This is a genomic window from Dawidia cretensis, assembly GCF_018598175.1.
Taxonomy (GTDB): domain Bacteria; phylum Bacteroidota; class Bacteroidia; order Cytophagales; family Cyclobacteriaceae; genus Ohtaekwangia; species Ohtaekwangia cretensis.
This window is the reverse complement of sequence record NZ_JAHESE010000033.1, coordinates 59670-79421: the sequence shown is the minus strand read 5'-3', so window position 1 is coordinate 79421 and position 19752 is coordinate 59670. Positions and strand designations below refer to the sequence as shown.

Genomic DNA, 19752 nt, shown 5'->3' with positions numbered 1-19752 from the left:
CCATCAAACCCGGGGACCCTGGGCCGGCCGCGCGGCCGGCCACTGGCACCGCCCCATCCCCAGTCTCACGACGGGCAAGGCCCCACTCCCACACACATTCTCCGCTCTCACACTTCACTCTCACACCGACTCCCCCACCCCTACACTACATGACAGTTGCACTCCCACCCCACCCGTACCTTAGCCCAACAACCCTTACGTTATGCAGGCAGTCCTCGGCATCATCTTCCACTTCATCGGCGGCTTCGCCTCCGGCAGTTTTTATATTCCCTACAAGAAAGTACAACGCTGGTCCTGGGAAAGTTACTGGATCGTCGGCGGCTTCTTCTCGTGGCTGATCGTCCCGCCCATCGCGGCGTGGCTCACGCTGCCCGGCTTCGCCGAGATCATCTCCCACACCTCCGCCTCAACGCTTCGATATACTATTTTATTCGGCGTCCTCTGGGGAATCGGCGGACTCACCTACGGCCTGGGCGTACGCTACCTCGGCATGTCCCTCGGCAACTCCGTCGTCCTCGGCTTTTGCTCCGCCTTTGGCGCCCTGCTGCCATCCATATACTACACCTTCGTCCCTACACCTGGCAAAACAAGCTTCACGGAAATGATCGCCACCCCCTGGGGCCGCGTCATCCTGGCCGGCGTTGCGCTCTGCCTGTTCGGCATCTATATCTGCGGACGGGCCGGTGTGCTCAAGGAAAAAGAGATGCCCGCCGAAGCCAAACAACAAAGCGTGTCCGAGTTCAACCTATCGCGTGGCCTACTGGTCGCCATCACGTCCGGCATCCTCAGCTCGTGCTTTAACTTCGGCATCGAAGCCGGCAAGCCCATGGCCGACGAAGCTGTCGCGCTGGGCTACAACCCGCTCTATCAAAACAACGTGACGTACGTTGTATTACTCTGGGGGGGCCTGGCAACAAACCTGTTCTGGTGCATGCTGCTCAACTTCCGTCACCGCTCGTTCGGTGATTATACAAACGGCGACACGCCCTTGCTGCGCAACTACCTCTTTTCTGCATTGGCCGGAACCACCTGGTTCCTGCAGTTCTTCTTTTACGGCATGGGCGAAAGCAAGCTCGGCAACGGCGCCAGCTCATGGATTCTTCACATGGCGTTTATTATCCTGATCGCCAACCTGTGGGGCATCTGGCTGCGCGAGTGGCACGGTGTCAGCAAACGCACGAAGACAACCATCGTAGCCGGCATTCTCACGATCGTCCTGTCGGTGCTGGTCGTGGGGTTGGGCAACGCTATTAAATAACCGGCGGGCCGGTAAGCACAGGATGCGCCCCGTCACAACGGTCGGTAGTTTTACCGCACGAGCAATACAAAGATTTGATACATAATGGAAATTCTTGAGAAACCCTTTCAATACGTTACCTACTCCTGGGACAAGGAAAAGGCAGCCGCGCTGCAAGGTGACGAAGTAGCGTTATTGATATACCGCTCCAACCTGTTGGGCGCCGACCTGCGCATTACCAACTACGGTGGCGGCAACACCAGCTGCAAGACCCTCGAAAAAGATCCGCTCACAGGCCGCGAGACACCCGTCATGTGGGTGAAAGGATCCGGCGGCGACATCGGCACACTGACCAAAAGCGGCCTGGCGGCGCTCTACCTCGACCGCCTGCACGCACTGAAGAATATATACCGTGGCCTCGCGCACGAAGACGAAATGGTCGGGCTGTTCAACCATTGCATCTACGACCTCAATTCCAAGGCGCCGTCCATCGACACGCCCCTGCACGCCTTCCTGCCATTCAACCACATCGACCACTTACACCCCGACGCCGCCATCGCCATCGCGGCCGCCCGCAACGGCAAGGAAATCACCCGGGAGCTATTCGACGGCCAGATCGCCTGGGTGCCCTGGCAGCGCCCCGGCTTCGACCTCGGCCTGCAGCTGGCCAAAGCCCTCGAAGAAAACCCCGGCATCCGCGGCATCATGCTCGGCGGCCACGGCCTTTTTACCTGGGGCGATACCGCGTACGCCTGCTATCGCAACAGCTTAGAAGTGATCGAAAAAGCCTCGGGCTTCCTGCACGAAAACTACGGCAAGAAACGCGCGGTCTTCGGCGGCGCAAAGCTCACAGCGCTTCCCGCAGAAGAACGCCGGCAACAAGCCGCCATACTCGCCCCGGTACTGCGCGGACTCGCCTCCAGCCACGCCCGCATGGTCGGCCACTTCACCGACGACGACAAAGTACTCGAGTTCATCAACAGCCACGACCTCGCCAGGCTCGCGCCCCTGGGCACCAGCTGTCCCGACCATTTTCTACGAACCAAGATTCGTCCGCTGGTGCTCGACCTGCCGCCCCATGCCGATCTTTCCAACACACAGGCCTTGCGGAAGACACTTACAAAGGACTTCGAAGAATATCGCCGGTACTACACGCAGTACTACGAAAAACATAAACACCCCAACAGTCCCGCCATACGCGATCCCAATCCGGTCATCATCCTGTGGCCCGGCGTGGGCATGTTCTCCTTCTCCAAAGACAAACAGACGACGCGTGTCGCCAGCGAGTTTTATATTAACGCCATCAACGTCATGAAAGGCGCCGAGGCCATCTCGGAATATGTATCCCTGCCGTTGCAAGAAGCCTTCGACATCGAATACTGGTTGCTGGAAGAAGCCAAGCTGCAGCGCATGCCCAAAGAAAAACCGCTGTCGCGGAAGATCGCGCTGGTAACCGGCGGCGCCGGCGGTATCGGACTCGCGATAGCGCGTAAGCTCGCCACCGAAGGCGCCTGCGTCTTCCTGACCGATATACACGAAGGAAACCTGGCGCTCGCCGTGAGCAGCTTCTCGAAAGATGTCGCCGCGGGCGCGTCCGCCGATGTCACGAGCGGAAACTCCATTCAACAAGCCCTGCGCCAGGCATGCCTGGCGTTTGGAGGGATCGATATACTGGTCAACTGTGCCGGCCTGGCCATCTCCAAACCATTGGAGCAAACCACCGAGCAAGACTGGGACCTTCTGCAAGATGTGATCGTAAAAGGACAGTTCTCCGTATCGCAACGCGGCGTAGAGATTCTGCGCGCCCAGGCACTCGGTGGCGACATCGTCAACATCGCCAGCAAAAACGCCCTGGTATCCGGCCCGAACAACGTCGGCTATGGCACCGCCAAAGCCGCACAGGTACACATGAGCCGCTTGCTGGCCGCTGAGCTCGGCAAAGACAAGATCCGCGTCAACATCGTAAACCCCGACGCCGTGATCGAAGGCAGCAAGATCTGGGAAGGCGAATGGGCCGCGGGCCGCGCCAAAGCGTATGGCGTCACCGTAGACGAGCTGCCCGCATACTACGCCAAACGTACCATCCTCAACGAGATCATTACCACCGGCGACATCGCCAACGGCGTGTTTGTCCTCGTCGGCGGCCACCTCGGCAAAAGCACTGGAAACATTATCAACGTAGACGGCGGCGTAGCACCTGCCTTTGTTCGATAACCTATGAAACTCGACGCACAACACCTTCAGGCACACAACCAGCAGGCGCTCGCCGATCACCGCGCAGCCTTCGACTATACCGCCGCCCGCCTGACCCGGCAGGGCCTCGATATTCCACAGCTCATCGACAAGATCGCGGCCCTCCAGATCGCCATCCCGTCGTGGGCGCTCGGCACCGGCGGCACCCGCTTCGCCCGGTTCTCCGGCGGCGGCGAGCCACGCACGCTCGAGGAAAAGGTTGCCGACGTCGGCCTGCTGCACGCCATCAACCGCTCCAGCGGCGCCATCTCCCTGCACATCCCCTGGGATATACCGGAAGATGCAGCCGCCATCCGCGCCCTCGCACAATCACACGACCTCGTGTTTGATGCCGTCAACTCCAACACCTTCCAGGACCAGCCGGGCCAACCGTTGTCCTATAAATTCGGCTCGCTGTCCCACAGCGACAAAGCCCATCGCCAGCTTGCCGTCCAACACAACATCGAGGTCATTCGCCACGGCGAAGGCCTGGGCTCCAAAGCCCTCACGGTATGGCTGTCCGACGGCTCGTGTTTCCCCGGCCAGCAAAACTTCCGCAAAGCCTTCCAGCGTACACTGGAATCCCTGCAAGAAATTTATACCGCCCTGCCCGCCGACTGGAAGGTCCTGATCGAGTACAAGCCCTACGAACCGAACTTCTACTCCACCGTCATACAAGACTGGGGCACCTCGCACCTGCTGGCCTCCAAGCTGGGCAAGAAAGCGTATAGCCTGGTCGATCTCGGCCACCACCTGCCCAACACCAACATCGAGCAGATCGTCGCCACCCTCATGATGGAAGGCAAGCTCGGCGGCTTCCACTTCAACGACTCCAAATACGGCGACGACGACCTCACCGTCGGCAGCATCCGCCCGTACCAGCTCTTCCTTATTTTCAACGAGCTGGTCTACGGCATGGAAGACCCCGCCTCGATCAACCCCACCCCCGCGTGGATGATCGACGCCAGCCACAACGTCAAAGACCCGCTGGAAGACCTGCTCCAATCCGTCGAAGCCATCAAGATCGCCTACACCCAGGCCCTCCTGGTCAACCGCGAAGAGCTCGAAGCCGCCCGCGAGAACAACGACGCCGCGCGCGCCCAGGAAATCTTACAGGATGCCTTCCGTACCGACGTCCGCCCCCTGGTCGCCGAGGCAAGACAACGGAGTGGCGGTGCGCTAAACCCCATCGGCCTCTTCCGCCACAGCAACGTACGCCGCCAGCTGGTACAGGAACGCGGACTGAAAACCATTTCCACCGGACTCTGATCGTACCGCCATGCCTATACCCGTTACCGCCATCTTTGACATCGGAAAGACCAACAAAAAGTTCTTTCTCTTCGACCACGACTTAGGCCAGCAGCACCGCGAATACCACAAGCTGCCCACCGTCACCGACGACGACGGCTTCGAGTGCGACGACCTGCCCGCCCTCACCCACTGGATCCGTGATACCGTCGCCCGCATCATCACAGACGGCAAGTATACCCTCCAGTACCTCAACTTCTCCACCTACGGCGCCACCCTGGTCCACCTCGACGCCGACGGCCACCCCGTCACGCCGCTCTACAACTATCTCAAACCCATCCCCGACGCCATCGTCCGCGAATTCTTTCGCCGCTACCCCGAAGCCGAGAACAACACCGAAACCGCATCCCCATCCCTGGGCATGCTCAATGCCGGACTGCAGCTCTACTGGCTCAAAAAAAGCAAGCCGGCCGTCTTCGCGCGCATCCGCCATACATTACATTTTCCACAATACCTCTCCTACCTCTTCACCGGCGTCCTCGCCAGCGAGCCGACCTCCATCGGCTGCCACACCCGCCTGTGGGACTACACCCACGGCCGCTACCACCGGTGGCTGGTAGAAGAAGAGCTCGACCATCTCTTCCCCGCGACGGTCCACACCACCCACACGTCCCAGGTAACGCTCCACGGCCAACCCGTCACGGTTGGCGTAGGCATCCACGACAGCTCCTCGGCGCTTGCCGCCTACATGCTGCGCGCGCAAGATCCCTTCGCGCTGATCTCTACCGGCACGTGGAGCATCACGCTAAATCCGTTCACCCGCGAGCCCCTCACCGCCGACGAGCTACGCTGCGACTGCCTGAACTATATGACCATCTTCGGCGCGCCGGTCAAAGCCTCACGGCTCTTCCTCGGCCATGAGCTCGACCACCAGCTCAACCGCCTCAATACGTTATTCGGCAAAGACCCGCACTACTACAAACAAGTAGATTTAAACCCTGCATTGGTCCAACTTGATGCTCCCGAAACGAATACATTCTATCCGGAGACGTTAAACAACCCAACGCTCGTCCAGGACCTCTTCCCCCGGGACCAATGGTCACCCGCGGGCTACAGCACGTTCGAAGAAGCCTATCATCAAGTCATCTGGGGCTTGGTCCGGCTGCAAGTAGCGTCCGTCCGCCTGGCCCTCGGCAACAGCCCCATACGTAAAGTATACCTCGACGGCGGCTTTGTCGGCAATGACATCTTCCTCAAATTATTGCAACAGCTCCTCCCCACCTATACCCTCGAAGTTTCCCAACGCCCTCTAGGCTCCGCGCAGGGCGCCGCACTCATCGTCCGTAGTCAAGACCACACACCGGCAATAGCATAGCATAAGCGTTGCCTGGTGCAGGTGCTAGCCCTGCCGGCAGGTGCGGTAGCGGTGAACCTCCAGGTTGCTACCGACTGCAATTTCAGGTGCCCGGACAAAAATATTGCGGATCAGGAATTTCTTTTTATCTTCTTTAAACAATTAACCTACGCAACAATCTTCAGATCGTACCAAAGATCTGAAGATTACCATCTTTAGGAACGTCAATTTTGACACTTCTAATTACGCGTGACGTCAGGTGATCTTCACAGTGCCTTTAAATCTTTTGAATGTTATGGTCAGAGCACTATTCATTATATCATTTCTTTTAAGCTTCACTGTATCCGCACAGAAAAGTGATGTAAAATTCCACCATTTGAATACCAACAATGGTCTTTCACAAAGTCATATAATATCCCAGGCACAAGATAGAAAAGGCTTTATGTGGTTTGGTACGGAGAATGGATTAAACAAATACGATGGCTATAAATTTACAGTGTATGTCCATAATAGCGAAGACTCGACAACGATACGCGATAATCAAATATGGTCTATGCATATTGATAGCAAAGGCAGATTTTGGGTGGGCACCTTTAAAGGATTAGATCAATTTGATTTTCAAAAAAATGCCTTTGTACATTTCAACATTAACGATCAAATCTTCGATATCCTGGAAGATAAAAAAGGAAATATCTGGATTTGTACCGATAAAGGGTTGGGCCTGGTTGACAGCACTGGTCTTTCTGCAATAACATACCGACAGTCGGACAAACAAGATATGTTGCTTCGATCCGTGTATGAAGATAGCAACGGAAATCTCTGGTTGAGCTCATTAGCAAGCCCAAATGACGTACTCATATTTAATCCTAAACAAAAGACTTTTACTTTACACCCCTTTCAAAAGAAAGGAGCCCAGGAAAAATTCCAGCCAATAGAATTTAAAATCTTTGAAGATCATTCGGGCGTAATATGGATTGCAGCAAAGAGTGGCCTTTATCGCTTTGATGCCAATACCAATAATCTTATAAAATATTTTCATCAGGAGGGGAACACGAACCCGGTTGCCCGTGATGATGTACGCTGCTTAGGAGAAGATGCGGATGGAAATTTATGGATCGGAAACAACAATGGCATAAGCGTATTGGATAAACCCAGGAAAAAATTTACATATCATCACTATGATCTGGACAACCCAGCGGGATTAACAGAAAATTTTATAACAACTATTTTCCGGGACAACGCCGATAATTTATGGATAGGAAGTAGAAACACCGGAATCAATGTTCTCTTCCGGACGGGAAATAATTTTAAGCATTATGTACACGAAGTAAATAACGATCACAGCTTAAATAATAACGTAGTAAAGGCCATTGTAAAAGACAAACAAGGGCGACTGTGGTTGGGCACCGATGGCGGAGGCTTGAATTTGCAACAACAGGATGGTTCTTTCAAAGCCTATAAACATGACCCAAAAAATCCTAACAGCTTACCGAATAATTTAATTCTTGCCTTGTATGAAGATACACGGGAAAATCTTTGGGTCAGTACCTATCAGGGAGGATTAAGCAGGTTGAATAAAACAACAGGAAACTTCGAAAACATACTTTCAGGATCCGATAGCACCTCTTTAACTTCGCCCAGTATTTGCGTTATGCGCGAAGATAGCAAAGGCAACTTTTGGGTAGGAACCTGGTATGGAGGATTGTACCTATTTGACCAATCGACTAAAAAATTTAAAAATTACAGGCCCCAAAACAATGACCCGGGAAGTCTTTCTGATCTGGACGTTGGAGAAATTTATGAAGATAAACGAGGCAACTTGTGGATCGGCACTAAAAATGGATTGAATCTTTTCAATTACGCAACTAAAAAATTCACCCATTACTTTCACGAAGAAAATAAAAAAAATACCCTGAGCCACAACTGCATCAACTCCATCGCCGAAGATAAAAATGGAAATCTGGTGATTGGAACGCTTAATGGATTAACCATATTTGACCCACAAAAATCCACCTTTACCGTCTATTCAGAAACAGACGGATTACCCAGTAATATCATTCAGGGCGCACGCTGCGATGAGGACGGGAATATCTGGATGAGCTCGCTGAAGGGGATCTGTAAATTTAATCCTCAAACAGGAACCTATAGAAATTACGGAGTGGCCGATGGTCTGCAGGGAAATGAATTTATCAAGCATTCATTTTTCCAACGTGGCGGAGAGTTTTTTTTCGGTGGTAACAATGGCGCCAATTGCATTACGCCTGCGTTAATCCGACCTAATGTATATATTCCACCCATTGTCTTAACAGATTTTAAAATATTCAATAAATCCGTTGAGATCGGCGATGAAGCCCCGGAGCTCTTGCAGCATATCAGTTACACAAAGACGATCGACCTTTCTTACCAGGAATCAGTCATTTCATTCGATTTCTCGGCGTTAAGCTTTACAAATCCGGAAGATAACCAATATGCTTATAAGCTGGAAGGCTTTGATAATAATTGGAATTATATCGGCCATAAGAATTCCGTTACCTATACTAATTTAAATGGAGGAGAATATACCCTTAAAGTCATAGGAGCCAACAACGACGCCATTTGGAATAAGGAAGGCTTGTCGGTAAAAATTATTATCACGCCGCCTTTTTGGCTCACGCCATGGTTCAAAATACTATCGGTCCTGCTCATTGGCGTAATCCTGACAACCTTTTTTAAGGCACGCATGGGAATCGTGCAAAAGCAAAAGGCGGAGCTTCAACGGCAGGTACAAGAGCGCACCAAACAACTGGCGTTGACCGCCGAAGAAGCACAGCAAGCTCGCCAGGAAGCTGAACAGGCTAATCAGGCTAAAAGTACATTCCTGGCGACCATGAGCCACGAGATCAGAACACCGATGAATGGCGTGTTGGGAATGTCTGCCCTGTTAGCGGAAACTTCACTCACCGCGGAACAACGCGAATATAACAACATCATTCAAAATTCAGGAGAAGCCCTGTTAACCGTCATCAACGACATTTTAGACTTCTCCAAAATCGAATCCGGTAAAATGGAACTGGAAGCAAAGGATTTTAATTTGCGTGATTGTATAGAAGAAGTCATGGATGTCTTTGGGCCTAAAGCTGCACATCTGGGACTGGACCTGATTTATGAAATTGAATACAATGTGCCTTCACAAATTATTGGCGATGGCCTACGATTAAGACAGGTGTTACTAAACCTGGTAAGCAACGCCATTAAGTTTACCGAAAAGGGAGAAATTTTCCTGGGCGTAGAGCTCCAAAAAACATCCGATGTGGATAATTTGGTCCTTGTCTTTACCGTACGGGATACTGGCATCGGTATCCCGCCCGATAAGCTGGAGCGTCTGTTCAAAGCCTTTTCTCAGGTAGATTCTTCCACCACGCGTAAGTATGGTGGTACAGGCCTGGGGCTGGTTATTTCTGAAAAACTGATCGGGTTGATGGGAGGCGAGATCTACGTAGAAAGTACGCCAGGGGCCGGAACGAAATTCATGTTCACCATAAAAGCGGCCCCCAGCACCGAATCGACAAAAGCCTATGTACACCTCAATGTTAAAGGGATTGAAGGAAAGCATGTTCTTATCGTGGATGACAATGAGACTAACCGAACCATTCTTAAAAATCAGATGGACCAATGGAAGCTCATTCCCGTTATTGCGCAATCCGGTGAAGAAGCTCTCCGCATTCTCTCCGGGAAGCAGCTCACCTTTGACCTGGTGCTGACCGACATGCAAATGCATGGAATGGATGGAATAGAGCTTGCGCAACATATTCGAAAGGAATATCCCCTGACTCCTATACTATTGCTCACTTCCATGGGCGATGAGCAAGCAAAAGTTCATGGTAACCTCTTTAATGCTATCTTGACAAAACCTGTTAAACAGCTGGTGCTTCACAGGCATATTGTCGACCAGCTCCGTACGGGAACCAAATCTATACAGGAAGAAAATGTCGACAAGAAAAAGCTCTCTGAAAATTTCGCCCTGGAACATCCGATGAGTATCCTTGTTGCAGAAGATAACGTGGTAAATCAAAAATTAGCCGAAAGAGTACTGGTTAAATTAGGATACAAGCCTGGCATGGCTGTTAACGGAAAGGTAGTATTGAACGTTATGAAAAAAATAGAATATGATCTCATTTTCATGGATGTGCAAATGCCGGAGATGGACGGGCTGGAGACCACACGCCTGTTGCGCCGTACAAGCCAGCATCAACCTGTCATCATTGCCATGACTGCCAACGCCATGTTGGGAGATCGGAAAATATGTTTGGATGCCGGCATGGATGATTACATTAGCAAACCCATTAAACTGGATGAGCTGGTAGTCATGCTGGAAAAATACAGTCTCGAAATCCTTAAGAAAAAAGAAAACGGGTAGCGAGCAATACACCTAAAAACTATCGGTAGAACCGCCGCCTGCGAAATCTCCGCCGCCGCCTGTCTCATGCACTGTCACGGTGTTGCCGCCCAGCGATTGTGCGATTACAAAGGATTCTACGTTCATATCGGCCCACTTCTCCCGCAGTACATTTTCGCGCGTGTAACCGTGTTTAGGCGTCTTCAGATAGCGGAATAAGAGTAAACTGACCGTCAGCAGCACAGCGCCCGCGGCAGTCAAAGAAATCTCCGGATGTCCAAGACTAAAATAATATTTAAAGGTAAACACCGAAAATGCGATCGCCAACAGGCTTACGCGAATGAGCACGAGATCCTTTCGTTTGATCCCGAAGTACAGATACCCCACGGGAATGGCCACGGTCAGGAAATAGAACGCGTACGCCAGGGGAATATCCTGGCCTTCTTCAATCACCAGGTCCATAAGCTCCAGGCTGAGCTCGCGGACGACAAAGTAATTCCCGGCGACATAGATCAGCAACAAGCTCAATGCTTCTAAAAGGGTAAGACACGGGCGCCACGGATTAGCCGCAGATTGCCTCTTTATTTTCTTCAACGCCATATACAGCGGTGTAAAGACTATGATGATGGCCATCGGTATCATCTGCTGCATATATCCACCCGCTTCATACAAAACGTAAAATAGGAAGAATGCCAGCGAAGCAAACGCACACGCGGTCGCAATCAGGTCGATATAACGAAAGGCAGCAATAGAAAATACAACAAAAAACGCTGACGCCGTCATCAATGGGTCTGCATCCACCATGCCGGCAATTCCAATAAGCGCAAATCCCAAGGCGTGATACAGCAACGCCTCGGTCACGCCCGACTTATAGTGCTTGGCGTTGTGGATGAACACACGATCGAGGAAAATGAATGAGACAATACCGTAGATCAGCGACACGACAAAAGCATACTCCTCGTTGCTCCTCGAGTTGAAGACCACCAGCGCGCCCAGCCCGGTCACCCCTGCCAACGCAATAAGCGTTGCGATGAACAGGAGGATGCGAATAATGACGTTTGGGTGGTAAAACGACGAAGGATATTCACGGCTGATTGCTCCAAACTGCTCAGGGGAGAGCATATCATGGTCGCGCCATTGCTTTACTTCTTTTAGTATATGAAGATTATGAAGCCAGGTAGCGTTGTAGGCACTTTTCATTCGGCGCGTTTGAAGTAGTTCTTATACTGTATGATGAAAAAGATAAATCCGCCACAAGAGGCAAAGAAATAAAAGAGCCAAAGTATGACATCCTGAATCAGGTCTACCAGCATATACGTAGTACCAATGTAGGCATATACGAATGCGTAGAGCAAAAACAGAAATGACTTGCGCCGGTGCGCGGAATAGACAATAACACCGCATCCCGCATACAGCAAGAGCAGATAAAGCACGTAATAATCGGAGTTTACAAAGACACCGGTGAGGGCACCCGTCAGAAAGATCAGCGCGCTAAAATTCATGTACGTGAAGGTAAAGTGCCGCTTAACATCCCTCCTGTCGAGCACCACGGCAACCGTGGCCAATACTGCACCAAATACCAGCGCGATATTATACAGCTCACCTTCTGAAAAGAAATCGCCGCTATACCATTTCTGAGGCGATACACTAATACCCCAGAAGGACGCCAGCGCCGTGATGGCCAGCGAGAGCACAGCCAGATGATCGAACCGATAGGCAGCAAAAAAGAAAAACGCCGCGGTAACCAGTGTGGTGGCGCCCAGCCCATCGTCAAACAGCTCGTACTGAATTTGTAAATAGGTCAGGGCGGAAATAAAAAGCAGAGACCCGAGCAATACAACGTAGTCGAAATACGGCGTAGGCGCTTTCGTTTTTCCGTTCGAATACCCCGGTGCGTATCGAAAGGCATACCAAAAACACACGCCGGTAAGAATAAAGAGACTAACAACGGCAAGGATATGGCCCATGTCCCCGATGTTCTGATAAAGAAGAATCCCGACACCCGTCGTAAAGAGCATCACCCCCAGATACAGGAGAATGCGGAGCTCATAGAACACCGAAAGCACCTTGCGGGTGGCAATGGGTTCAATCGTATTGTACTGATGTTCCGTGATAAGGCCCTTCTCCCGCAGCTCGTCCAGGTGCTCAATCCGCATGATATTGATTTTAAAAAGTTTGAAAGATAATGATTTCGGGCCATGCGCTGGCCAAATCCACCCCTGATATTGTCCAAATTACACACCCTCAGCTTCTAAAACAGGTAATAACTTTGTTAAAAAAAAAGAAATCATGCCAAACATCATACACAAAGTTGGAATCAAATCGTCATCGATGGACGATGTTTACCAGGCATTGACCACACAAGCCGGCCTTGCCGGATGGTGGACAAGCAATGTTCGGGGAGAAGGCACGCAGATCGGCAACATCATTGAATTTCGTTTTGGAGCCGGCGGCTTCGACATGAAAGTCGTCGATCTCAAGAAACCGACCTTCGTTCGGTGGGAGGTCGTTGCCGGCCCCGAAGAATGGGTGGGCACAACAATCGAATTTGAGCTAAAACAAGACGGAGAGTATACCATCGTACTTTTCAAACACCTGAACTGGAAAGAACCGATCGAATTCATGCACCACTGCAGCACAAAGTGGGCGATCTTCCTCATGAGCCTAAAGTCGCTCTTAGAGTCAGGCCAGGGAAATCCCGACCCACATGATATTAAAATAGACAACTGGAATTAGTGCTAACGCTACCAGACTCTGGCGCGCGGTACTGTCATAAAAAACAAGCGTCAGACTAAAATTGCTGGCGATTTCTATGATTTAGGGCAAGGGTGTTTAGATAAGTCCAGCGAGCCTGAAGGGGCGTAATACAATAGCCCAGGCCAGAGCGGCAGCGAAGGCCTGGGCTAATAGGCAATACAGACGAAGCCCTCCTATGTTTGAGTCATCAAAAAACAACGGATTTTTGATGCTAAGTGAAGACGGATGAGAGTAGACGAGCCCTAAACAGCTTTTAAAGCATGTTGGCTTTCAGATACTACCTCATCCGTTTTATCTCTTTGAGTTTCAACAGAATGTAAGGAATACCATCTATTGGTATAGCCAGAATATCCAACCAGGAGAGAAAACGAAAGGGAGATTTTCACTTTATTTTCAAACATAATTTGTTTAAGGATGAAGATTTTAAAGCAAGTGTTGGGCATCGATGTGGCCCAAAAAGAATTGGTCGTTTCTCTAGGTCGGGTTAGAACAACTCAATTTTCTATTCGCCATCCATTAGCCGCTTTGGGGATAGGAAGTGTTTCTCCTGGAACTATTAATATATCCACAAACGCGGTAAGATTTTCGACGAGAGGTAGTGGACCTGAAGCAAGAAACTCGGTGCTTAATGAGCCGCAAGGCATGGGTAACGAAGGAACACAGGTAAACGCGATGCGCCATACTTTATGGCAGGCTAGTATTACTACTATTTTTGGTGAAGGTACAGCAAATGAAATAGGGCGAGCTCACGAGAACAATCCGAATGCGATAGATGGAGGATTAGCACAAGGGGCAAACTTTGCAACTCGTGGGTTAGCTGATGAATCTGTCGATCTTGCCAATAACGTAATCGGCCGAGGAATTGGAAATGCGAACCCCGAGATGGGGATGAAAGATTTAGCTCTTCAAGTTTTAGAGACATTTAAGACTGACGGCCTTTGGACTGCAACACGACAGGAGGATGGTACTTTTTCTGTAAGCCGAACAAAAATCACTGATGATCAACACAAAACTTTGAAATCCGTGTTTGAAAAACTTGATAACAATGGAATGACTAAAGAGGAGAGTAAACAGCATAACGACAAATACAAGACATCAAATCCAAACGTAAGGTAACGAGTATGAAAAAACCAATTATCCGCTTTCTTATCGGTTGCATGGCAGTTATCATTATAATGACGGCATGCAATGAAAAGAAGTTCGAGAAGAAAGGCTGGGCTGCTAAACCTGATGCCAATTTTCCGCCAAACGAAAGAGGAGACATGCTAAATGATCTATTGTCTAATCACAAGTTAGTCGGTTTAAAATACTCGAACGTAATATCACTATTAGGTATTCCCGACGGTGTTGACAGTAGTTCACTATCTTATGAAATGGAAGTCGCTTACGGATCAGATATCGATCCGGTTTACAGAAAAGACTTGTATTTATTTACAACCAGAGATTCAATAATTAGCTCTTACGAAATTAAAGAATGGAAAAAGGAACAATAATCTAATAAAGACCACCGGTGAGTACATCCGCTACGTCTGCGAAGCAAGCGGCCGCAAACACAGCCAACAGGTATACAATGCTGCCAACACCCTGACCAAGCGCTCGGGCTACTCCAGCGAGCTGTTCTATGAAAATGACACCCTCCGGTTCATCAACCACGAAGAATGCCGCATCGTCATGACCGACGTCACGCCCGAATATCAATACCATCTCAACGATCACCTGGGCAGCGTAAGGGTAACGTTCACGTCCAAGACGAGACCGAGACAGCCACCGCCACGCTGGAGCCCGCTAATGCGGCTACGGAACGGAACCAGTTCCTGAACTACGACGAAGCGGTAACACTCAACTTCCCGCTCTTCGACCACACTCATCACACACCGGGCAACGAGAACAACACCACATTCCGCTCCACGCGCCTACTGGGCGGCAGTGACTCCACGGCCATGTACGGCCTGGCCAGGTCGTTCAGCGTCATGCCTGGCGACAAGATCACGGCCAAGGTATACGCCAAGTACGTCGATTCGAGCGATCCGCAGGTACAGCAGGCGCTCCACGACTTCCTGGCCTCCCTCGGTGCCGGCAACAACGGCGGTCTCCAGCTCAACAGGACCGTCGGAGGTCTGGACTGTCTTGCTGGTTTTGCCGTTCCGGCGGTTGCCCGTTTTACGCTCGTCTTCGTCCAGGTGAGAATCGAGCTCTCCTTCCAGAGCGGACTCCAGGAATGACTTCAGCATCGGGGCAAATGCCCCATCCTTACCGTAAAGTGATTTACCCGAGCGGAACTGCTCCAGGGCTTTCTTCTTGATCTCTTCTAAGTCGAAATCTTCTTGCTTCTTCTTTTTCATAGACTGTATCAAAGTTGGTGATTTTTCACACTTTGACACAGTTCATTTTACAGCCTCGTGACTATTCTTCGTCTACATGCGTGACTGCCAAAATAGCTCCGAACGGATCCTGCAACATTGCATAGATATAATTGCCATGCGAATCAAAAGCTTCCTTGACGATTTTTCCACCCAATTCCCTACATTTCTCAACACTGTCTTTTATGTCCCGCACATTGATGTAAACAATCCATTGCGCCGGAATGCCTGTATTTGCTCCTTTCGCCTCACAAACGCCTCCGGCCCAATTACCACCCGAATCTTTCATAACATAGTCAGCATAATCGTGATTGTCTCCCATTTTTAATTCTTCCGGAGTCCATCCAATTACCTGTGCATAAAAGTCCTTTAGCTGGTTTGCATTAGATACTGTCAGATCAGCGGACACGATGGCGCCGATATGGTACTCCTTTTTTTCTTGTTCGCTCATGTTAATATTCAAACTTGTAGTGAATGGCAATCTCACCCATCGTAAACTGCGTTGAACCCAGACATTTTAATTTTACTGCTCTTTCTTTGCTATTAAAGAGCGCAATACCCTTCCCTAAAACGACAGGATATATAATGATCCAACATTCTTCAATCAAATTCAGGTTCATTAATGCCTGGCAAACCGATGGACTGCCGAACAGCAAAATATCCTTACCCTTTTTATTCTTAATCCGGATAAAGGTATCCTCAATCTTCTCCGATATGATTGTGACATTATCATCCTTCTTCTCACGTAACGTGTTTGACAGCACGATCTTTTCAGCGCTATTGTACCAGTGTGAGTACCTTATCGCACTGTCAGAGACGCCTGGAGTCTCATGTGCCGTTGGCCAATAGCTATCCAGCATTTCAAATGACACCCGGCCCGCGACAAGTGCGTCTGCCTTATCCGTGAGGCTGCAAATAAAATCAAGATTCTCCGGACTCTGAACCAATTTATCAAAGTCACCATTTTCTCCGGCTACAAATCCGTCGAGCGACGTGTGTACAACTGATATCAGTTTTCTCATGAAAGATAAAATTTTGTTGGATAGACATCCATTAAAAAACCTGGCCTTGCAATGTAAAGATCCCAGGCCGCGTATCCCGTCAGATCGTTTTGATTCATACTGGTTACTTCAAGCTGAAAAGGAATTTCCGCAATTCACCTGCAAATAGCTCCGGTACCTCCAAAGCAGCGAAATGTCCACCCTCTCCCATTTTCGTGTAGTGAACAACATTCACAAAGCGCTCCGCCCACTCTTTGGGGAACTGAGCCTCTCTCGGAAAGACAGCGACTCCCGCAGGCACGTTCGTTTTCTGCAGCGGTTGTGAACCACCCCATTGAGCCATTGCATCCTCTTTATACATTCTCATGGACGTGGCGATAGTCTGCGTGTACCAATAAATACATATGTTAGTCAGCATCTCGTCTTTCCCGCCAAAGGCGGCTTCTACTAAATCAGGAGTAGCGCCAGCCGTGCCGAAGCTTACTATCCACGCCGCCAAACCAACAGGCGATTCATTTAATCCATAGGCTAATGATTGTGGCTTCGTTGCTTGTACCATTGCATAAGCACCTTCGCGATACCACCATTGCTGCACAAATTGGGCAAATTGTTTTTCATCTTCGCTCATCGTGCCTGGGTCTTCCTGCCCCATCGGATAACCCAGATCAGTGAAATGTACTCCCGCTACTACATCAGGGTACTTTGATGCCAGCGCTTTTGTAACGCCCATGCCGACATCACCACCCGCGGCATAGAATTTTGAATAGCCAAGATTCTCCGTCATCAATTTTTTCCAGAGGTCTGCAACGGCTTCGGTCGTCACAGCTTTTCTTTCGGAGAAACCAAAACCGGGAATCGAAGGAATTATTAAATCACAGGTTTGCTCACCTGTGGTTAGCAAAGGAATAATTTTATGGAAACGATAATAACTATCTGGCCAGCCATGGGTGAGAATGATGGGCTTGCTGTTTTTTCCGCTTCCCTTGATATACTGAAAATGTATTTTGATACCGCCTACATCAGCCACGTATTGTGGGTATTTATTAAGAGCCGCTTCATGTTCTCGCCAGTCGTAGTTCGATATCCAGTGCGCTACCAGTCCCTTTAAATATGCTTCGCTGGCACCAAAAGTCCAATCTGAGTCTTGTGCTTCGCCGGGCCAGCGAGTGTTCTCTAATCTGGCTTTCAGAGCATCAACATCGGACTGCGGGATGTTCACTTTAAATTCCGTTACGTTTTTCATAGCGCTTGTTTTTATCGATTGACGATGATGACGGCAAAAAACAACAACTGAAGAAAAAAGTATAGAATAAATCCGACATCGTTAACCGACCAGGATAGAGCCACTTTCATTTATAACGTCATCCTTAGTGATTAACGATAACGGTGTCAGGCCGGAAAACTGTTTAAATTCTCTGTTAAAGTGGGATTGATCTGAATATCCTAATGTATAGGAAAGCTCTGCAAGCGATGGGTAGTGCCCATGATGAATTCTGCAGAGCGCTGTCTCAAAACGCACCACTCTTTTATAGAAGGATGGGGTAAATCCGATGGACTGCAAAAATTTTCTTTCAAATTGTCGCTCACTAATGCCATATTCTTTGAGTTGACGACCATAGTTTACACTGGGGCATAGCCGCAAAAAGTTGACCACACGGCAATCGATTGTCTTTATGGCGTTGAGTTGCTTTAAGAAGTGCTTCTCCAACAGTAATATCCGGGTGTGAGTATTCGATGCGTCCATAATTTGTTCTATGACATCGTCAGGAAAAAAATGATGTAAGTCCAACACTGCGTCCATCGTCTCATAGCCGTCAATTCCAAAAAAGGCCTTCACTCCATGCGAAAAAAAAGAAACCGCTACATGAGAATAATTGGGCTCCATCTGGAATAGCGCGGGTTTAGACGTGATGCCTTTCAGACTGGCGGGATAAATCTTATGATATTGATCGCTGTGAAGTGCATTTTTTCCATCGAGGCATTGAATGACAATACGCGGAAACCGGTCGGTCATTACCTGAAGGTTTAACATGGACTCAATGCTCGATTGAATATTCAATGACCAGTAGTAGCGGATGTATGGCCGTAAGGCGGGGTGCGGTTGAAAGCATTCCATAAGACGCCGTGGTTGCGATAGATTGAATTATAGACAGACTAAAAGACTTTAAGGGTTTCGTTCCCGAAGGGACCATAAAGCTTGTGATCGCTATGTAAAAAATCTTTTCGGAAAATTTCGGAAAACATGAAAAAATTAAAATTTCACAAAAAAGGTAGGGGGTTGTCATGCTCGCGAGTCTTGTATTGATCTATGGAAAGAATAGCCGATTTCACAAATTTGAGCGAGGTAGTGCCCACGTTGGCGAACGCGCCGCGGTTCACGGCAATATCTCGGCCGTCACCTGGAACAACGGCACGGGCCAGGGCGAAGCCAAACAAACCGGCTATTGCCATAGCGATGACCTGATGAACCGCACTACCGGCGCCGGCTACCTCGAACGCGAAAACGACACTGGCGCCAGCCCCAAGGCCTACCTGGACTACCCGGTCTTCGACCACGATTTCTACTTGCTCAACGGTGGATACAAACGCCTGACAACCAGTGCCCGAGAAACTGGCAACCTGCTCCCCGAAGGTGTTGGACGCGATACGCTGGCTTTCGAAGAAGGCGATATCAAAATCACGGAACCGGGTTTTGTGTATATTTACTTCAGCAACGCCAGCAACAAAATGGAGGAAATCAAGGATATTAAAAATGAGCAGATCGCTATTTGCCGAAAGTACGATGTTGTATTCTGCGAATCTCCTGATTTTTTAAAAGTTGGAATATCCAGAAATATAAAAGAGGGAGCGAGACCTATCCATGGCCTCCGTCATCCATTAGAAGGCAACACTACAGGGTGGTACATCTGGGGCGACGAGTATTCAGAAGATCCTGATTTTTTTGTTCCTCTTCATGTTGAGCATCTCAAGGAATGGTGTCCGTTGATAGTAAAGTATTTAGGCCTCCCTCCGGGGTGGCGATTTTTAATAACTGAAAATTATGAAGACGTTTGGGAGGATAAAGATCTTCTAAATATTTAACCGACAGTACAATATCTTTTGAAACCCGGGCGGGGGACACACGATGAATTCAATTCGAAGACCAGATCGAAAATGTAATTACGCAGGACCAGCCGTTTGGCGCTAAG

The 19752-nt window shown here is 49.6% G+C and carries 15 protein-coding genes and 1 pseudogene; 9 read left to right on the top strand and 7 right to left on the bottom strand.

Annotated features, from left to right (window positions below):
• Positions 1-202: 202 nt before the first annotated feature.
• The 5 genes from rhaT to KK062_RS24460 all read left to right on the top strand — a co-directional run bounded on the left by rhaT (position 203) and on the right by KK062_RS24460 (position 10467).
• Entirely contained in the window at positions 203-1258 is a 1056-nt protein-coding gene (rhaT, locus tag KK062_RS24480; protein ID WP_254087004.1) for an L-rhamnose/proton symporter RhaT, read from the top strand.
• 84 nt (positions 1259-1342) lie between these two features.
• A complete protein-coding gene (locus tag KK062_RS24475) occupies positions 1343-3451 on the top strand; it encodes a bifunctional aldolase/short-chain dehydrogenase (protein ID WP_254087003.1) in 2109 nt (702 codons plus the stop codon).
• Between the two features lie 3 nt (positions 3452-3454).
• On the top strand, positions 3455-4738 hold the full coding sequence (locus KK062_RS24470; RefSeq protein WP_254087002.1) for a sugar isomerase: 1284 nt from the start codon (positions 3455-3457) through the stop codon (positions 4736-4738).
• 10 nt (positions 4739-4748) lie between these two features.
• Positions 4749-6092 carry an FGGY-family carbohydrate kinase gene (locus KK062_RS24465; protein WP_254087001.1) on the top strand — a complete coding sequence of 448 codons (1344 nt, stop codon included), beginning with the start codon at positions 4749-4751 and terminating at the stop codon, positions 6090-6092.
• Between the two features lie 274 nt (positions 6093-6366).
• The gene (locus KK062_RS24460) at positions 6367-10467 is read left to right on the top strand and encodes a hybrid sensor histidine kinase/response regulator (protein ID WP_254087000.1); all 4101 of its coding nucleotides are present in this window, start codon (positions 6367-6369) and stop codon (positions 10465-10467) included.
• Positions 10468-10479: 12 nt separating this feature from the next.
• On the opposite strand, the gene KK062_RS24455 is transcribed toward KK062_RS24460, so the two are convergent.
• Both KK062_RS24455 and KK062_RS24450 read right to left on the bottom strand, forming a co-directional pair.
• Positions 10480-11646 carry a hypothetical protein gene (locus KK062_RS24455; protein WP_254086999.1) on the bottom strand — a complete coding sequence of 389 codons (1167 nt, stop codon included), beginning with the start codon at positions 11644-11646 and terminating at the stop codon, positions 10480-10482.
• Entirely contained in the window at positions 11643-12602 is a 960-nt protein-coding gene (locus tag KK062_RS24450) for a DUF2157 domain-containing protein (protein WP_254086998.1), read from the bottom strand. Before KK062_RS24450 ends, KK062_RS24455 begins: the two co-directional genes overlap by 4 nt.
• A 133-nt stretch (positions 12603-12735) precedes the next feature.
• On the opposite strand from KK062_RS24450, the gene KK062_RS24445 reads away from it, so the two are divergent.
• The 3 genes from KK062_RS24445 to KK062_RS24435 all read left to right on the top strand — a co-directional run bounded on the left by KK062_RS24445 (position 12736) and on the right by KK062_RS24435 (position 14696).
• Entirely contained in the window at positions 12736-13182 is a 447-nt protein-coding gene (locus KK062_RS24445) for an SRPBCC family protein (protein ID WP_254086997.1), read from the top strand.
• 435 nt (positions 13183-13617) lie between these two features.
• On the top strand, positions 13618-14319 hold the full coding sequence (locus tag KK062_RS24440) for a DUF6973 domain-containing protein (RefSeq protein ID WP_254086996.1): 702 nt from the start codon (positions 13618-13620) through the stop codon (positions 14317-14319).
• Between the two features lie 5 nt (positions 14320-14324).
• Complete coding sequence (locus tag KK062_RS24435) at positions 14325-14696, top strand: hypothetical protein (protein ID WP_254086995.1); 372 nt, start codon at positions 14325-14327, stop codon at positions 14694-14696.
• Positions 14697-15287: 591 nt separating this feature from the next.
• On the opposite strand, the pseudogene KK062_RS31255 reads toward KK062_RS24435, so the two are convergent.
• From KK062_RS31255 to KK062_RS24410, 5 genes and pseudogenes are all read right to left on the bottom strand, one after another.
• Positions 15288-15545, bottom strand: a pseudogene (locus tag KK062_RS31255) (transposase); the annotation flags it as partial.
• 61 nt (positions 15546-15606) lie between these two features.
• Entirely contained in the window at positions 15607-16014 is a 408-nt protein-coding gene (locus KK062_RS24425; RefSeq protein WP_254086994.1) for a VOC family protein, read from the bottom strand.
• 1 nt (position 16015) lies between these two features.
• Positions 16016-16585 (bottom strand): dihydrofolate reductase family protein, encoded by a 570-nt coding sequence (locus tag KK062_RS24420; RefSeq protein WP_254086993.1) that lies wholly within the window; start codon positions 16583-16585, stop codon positions 16016-16018.
• A gap of 103 nt (positions 16586-16688) precedes the next feature.
• On the bottom strand, positions 16689-17807 hold the full coding sequence (locus tag KK062_RS24415) for an epoxide hydrolase family protein (RefSeq protein ID WP_254086992.1): 1119 nt from the start codon (positions 17805-17807) through the stop codon (positions 16689-16691).
• 81 nt (positions 17808-17888) lie between these two features.
• Positions 17889-18680 carry an AraC family transcriptional regulator gene (locus KK062_RS24410; protein WP_317195808.1) on the bottom strand — a complete coding sequence of 264 codons (792 nt, stop codon included), beginning with the start codon at positions 18678-18680 and terminating at the stop codon, positions 17889-17891.
• Positions 18681-18865: 185 nt separating this feature from the next.
• On the opposite strand from KK062_RS24410, the gene KK062_RS24405 reads away from it, so the two are divergent.
• The gene (locus tag KK062_RS24405) at positions 18866-19645 is read left to right on the top strand and encodes an immunity protein Imm33 domain-containing protein (RefSeq protein ID WP_254086990.1); all 780 of its coding nucleotides are present in this window, start codon (positions 18866-18868) and stop codon (positions 19643-19645) included.
• Positions 19646-19752 lie beyond the last annotated feature (107 nt).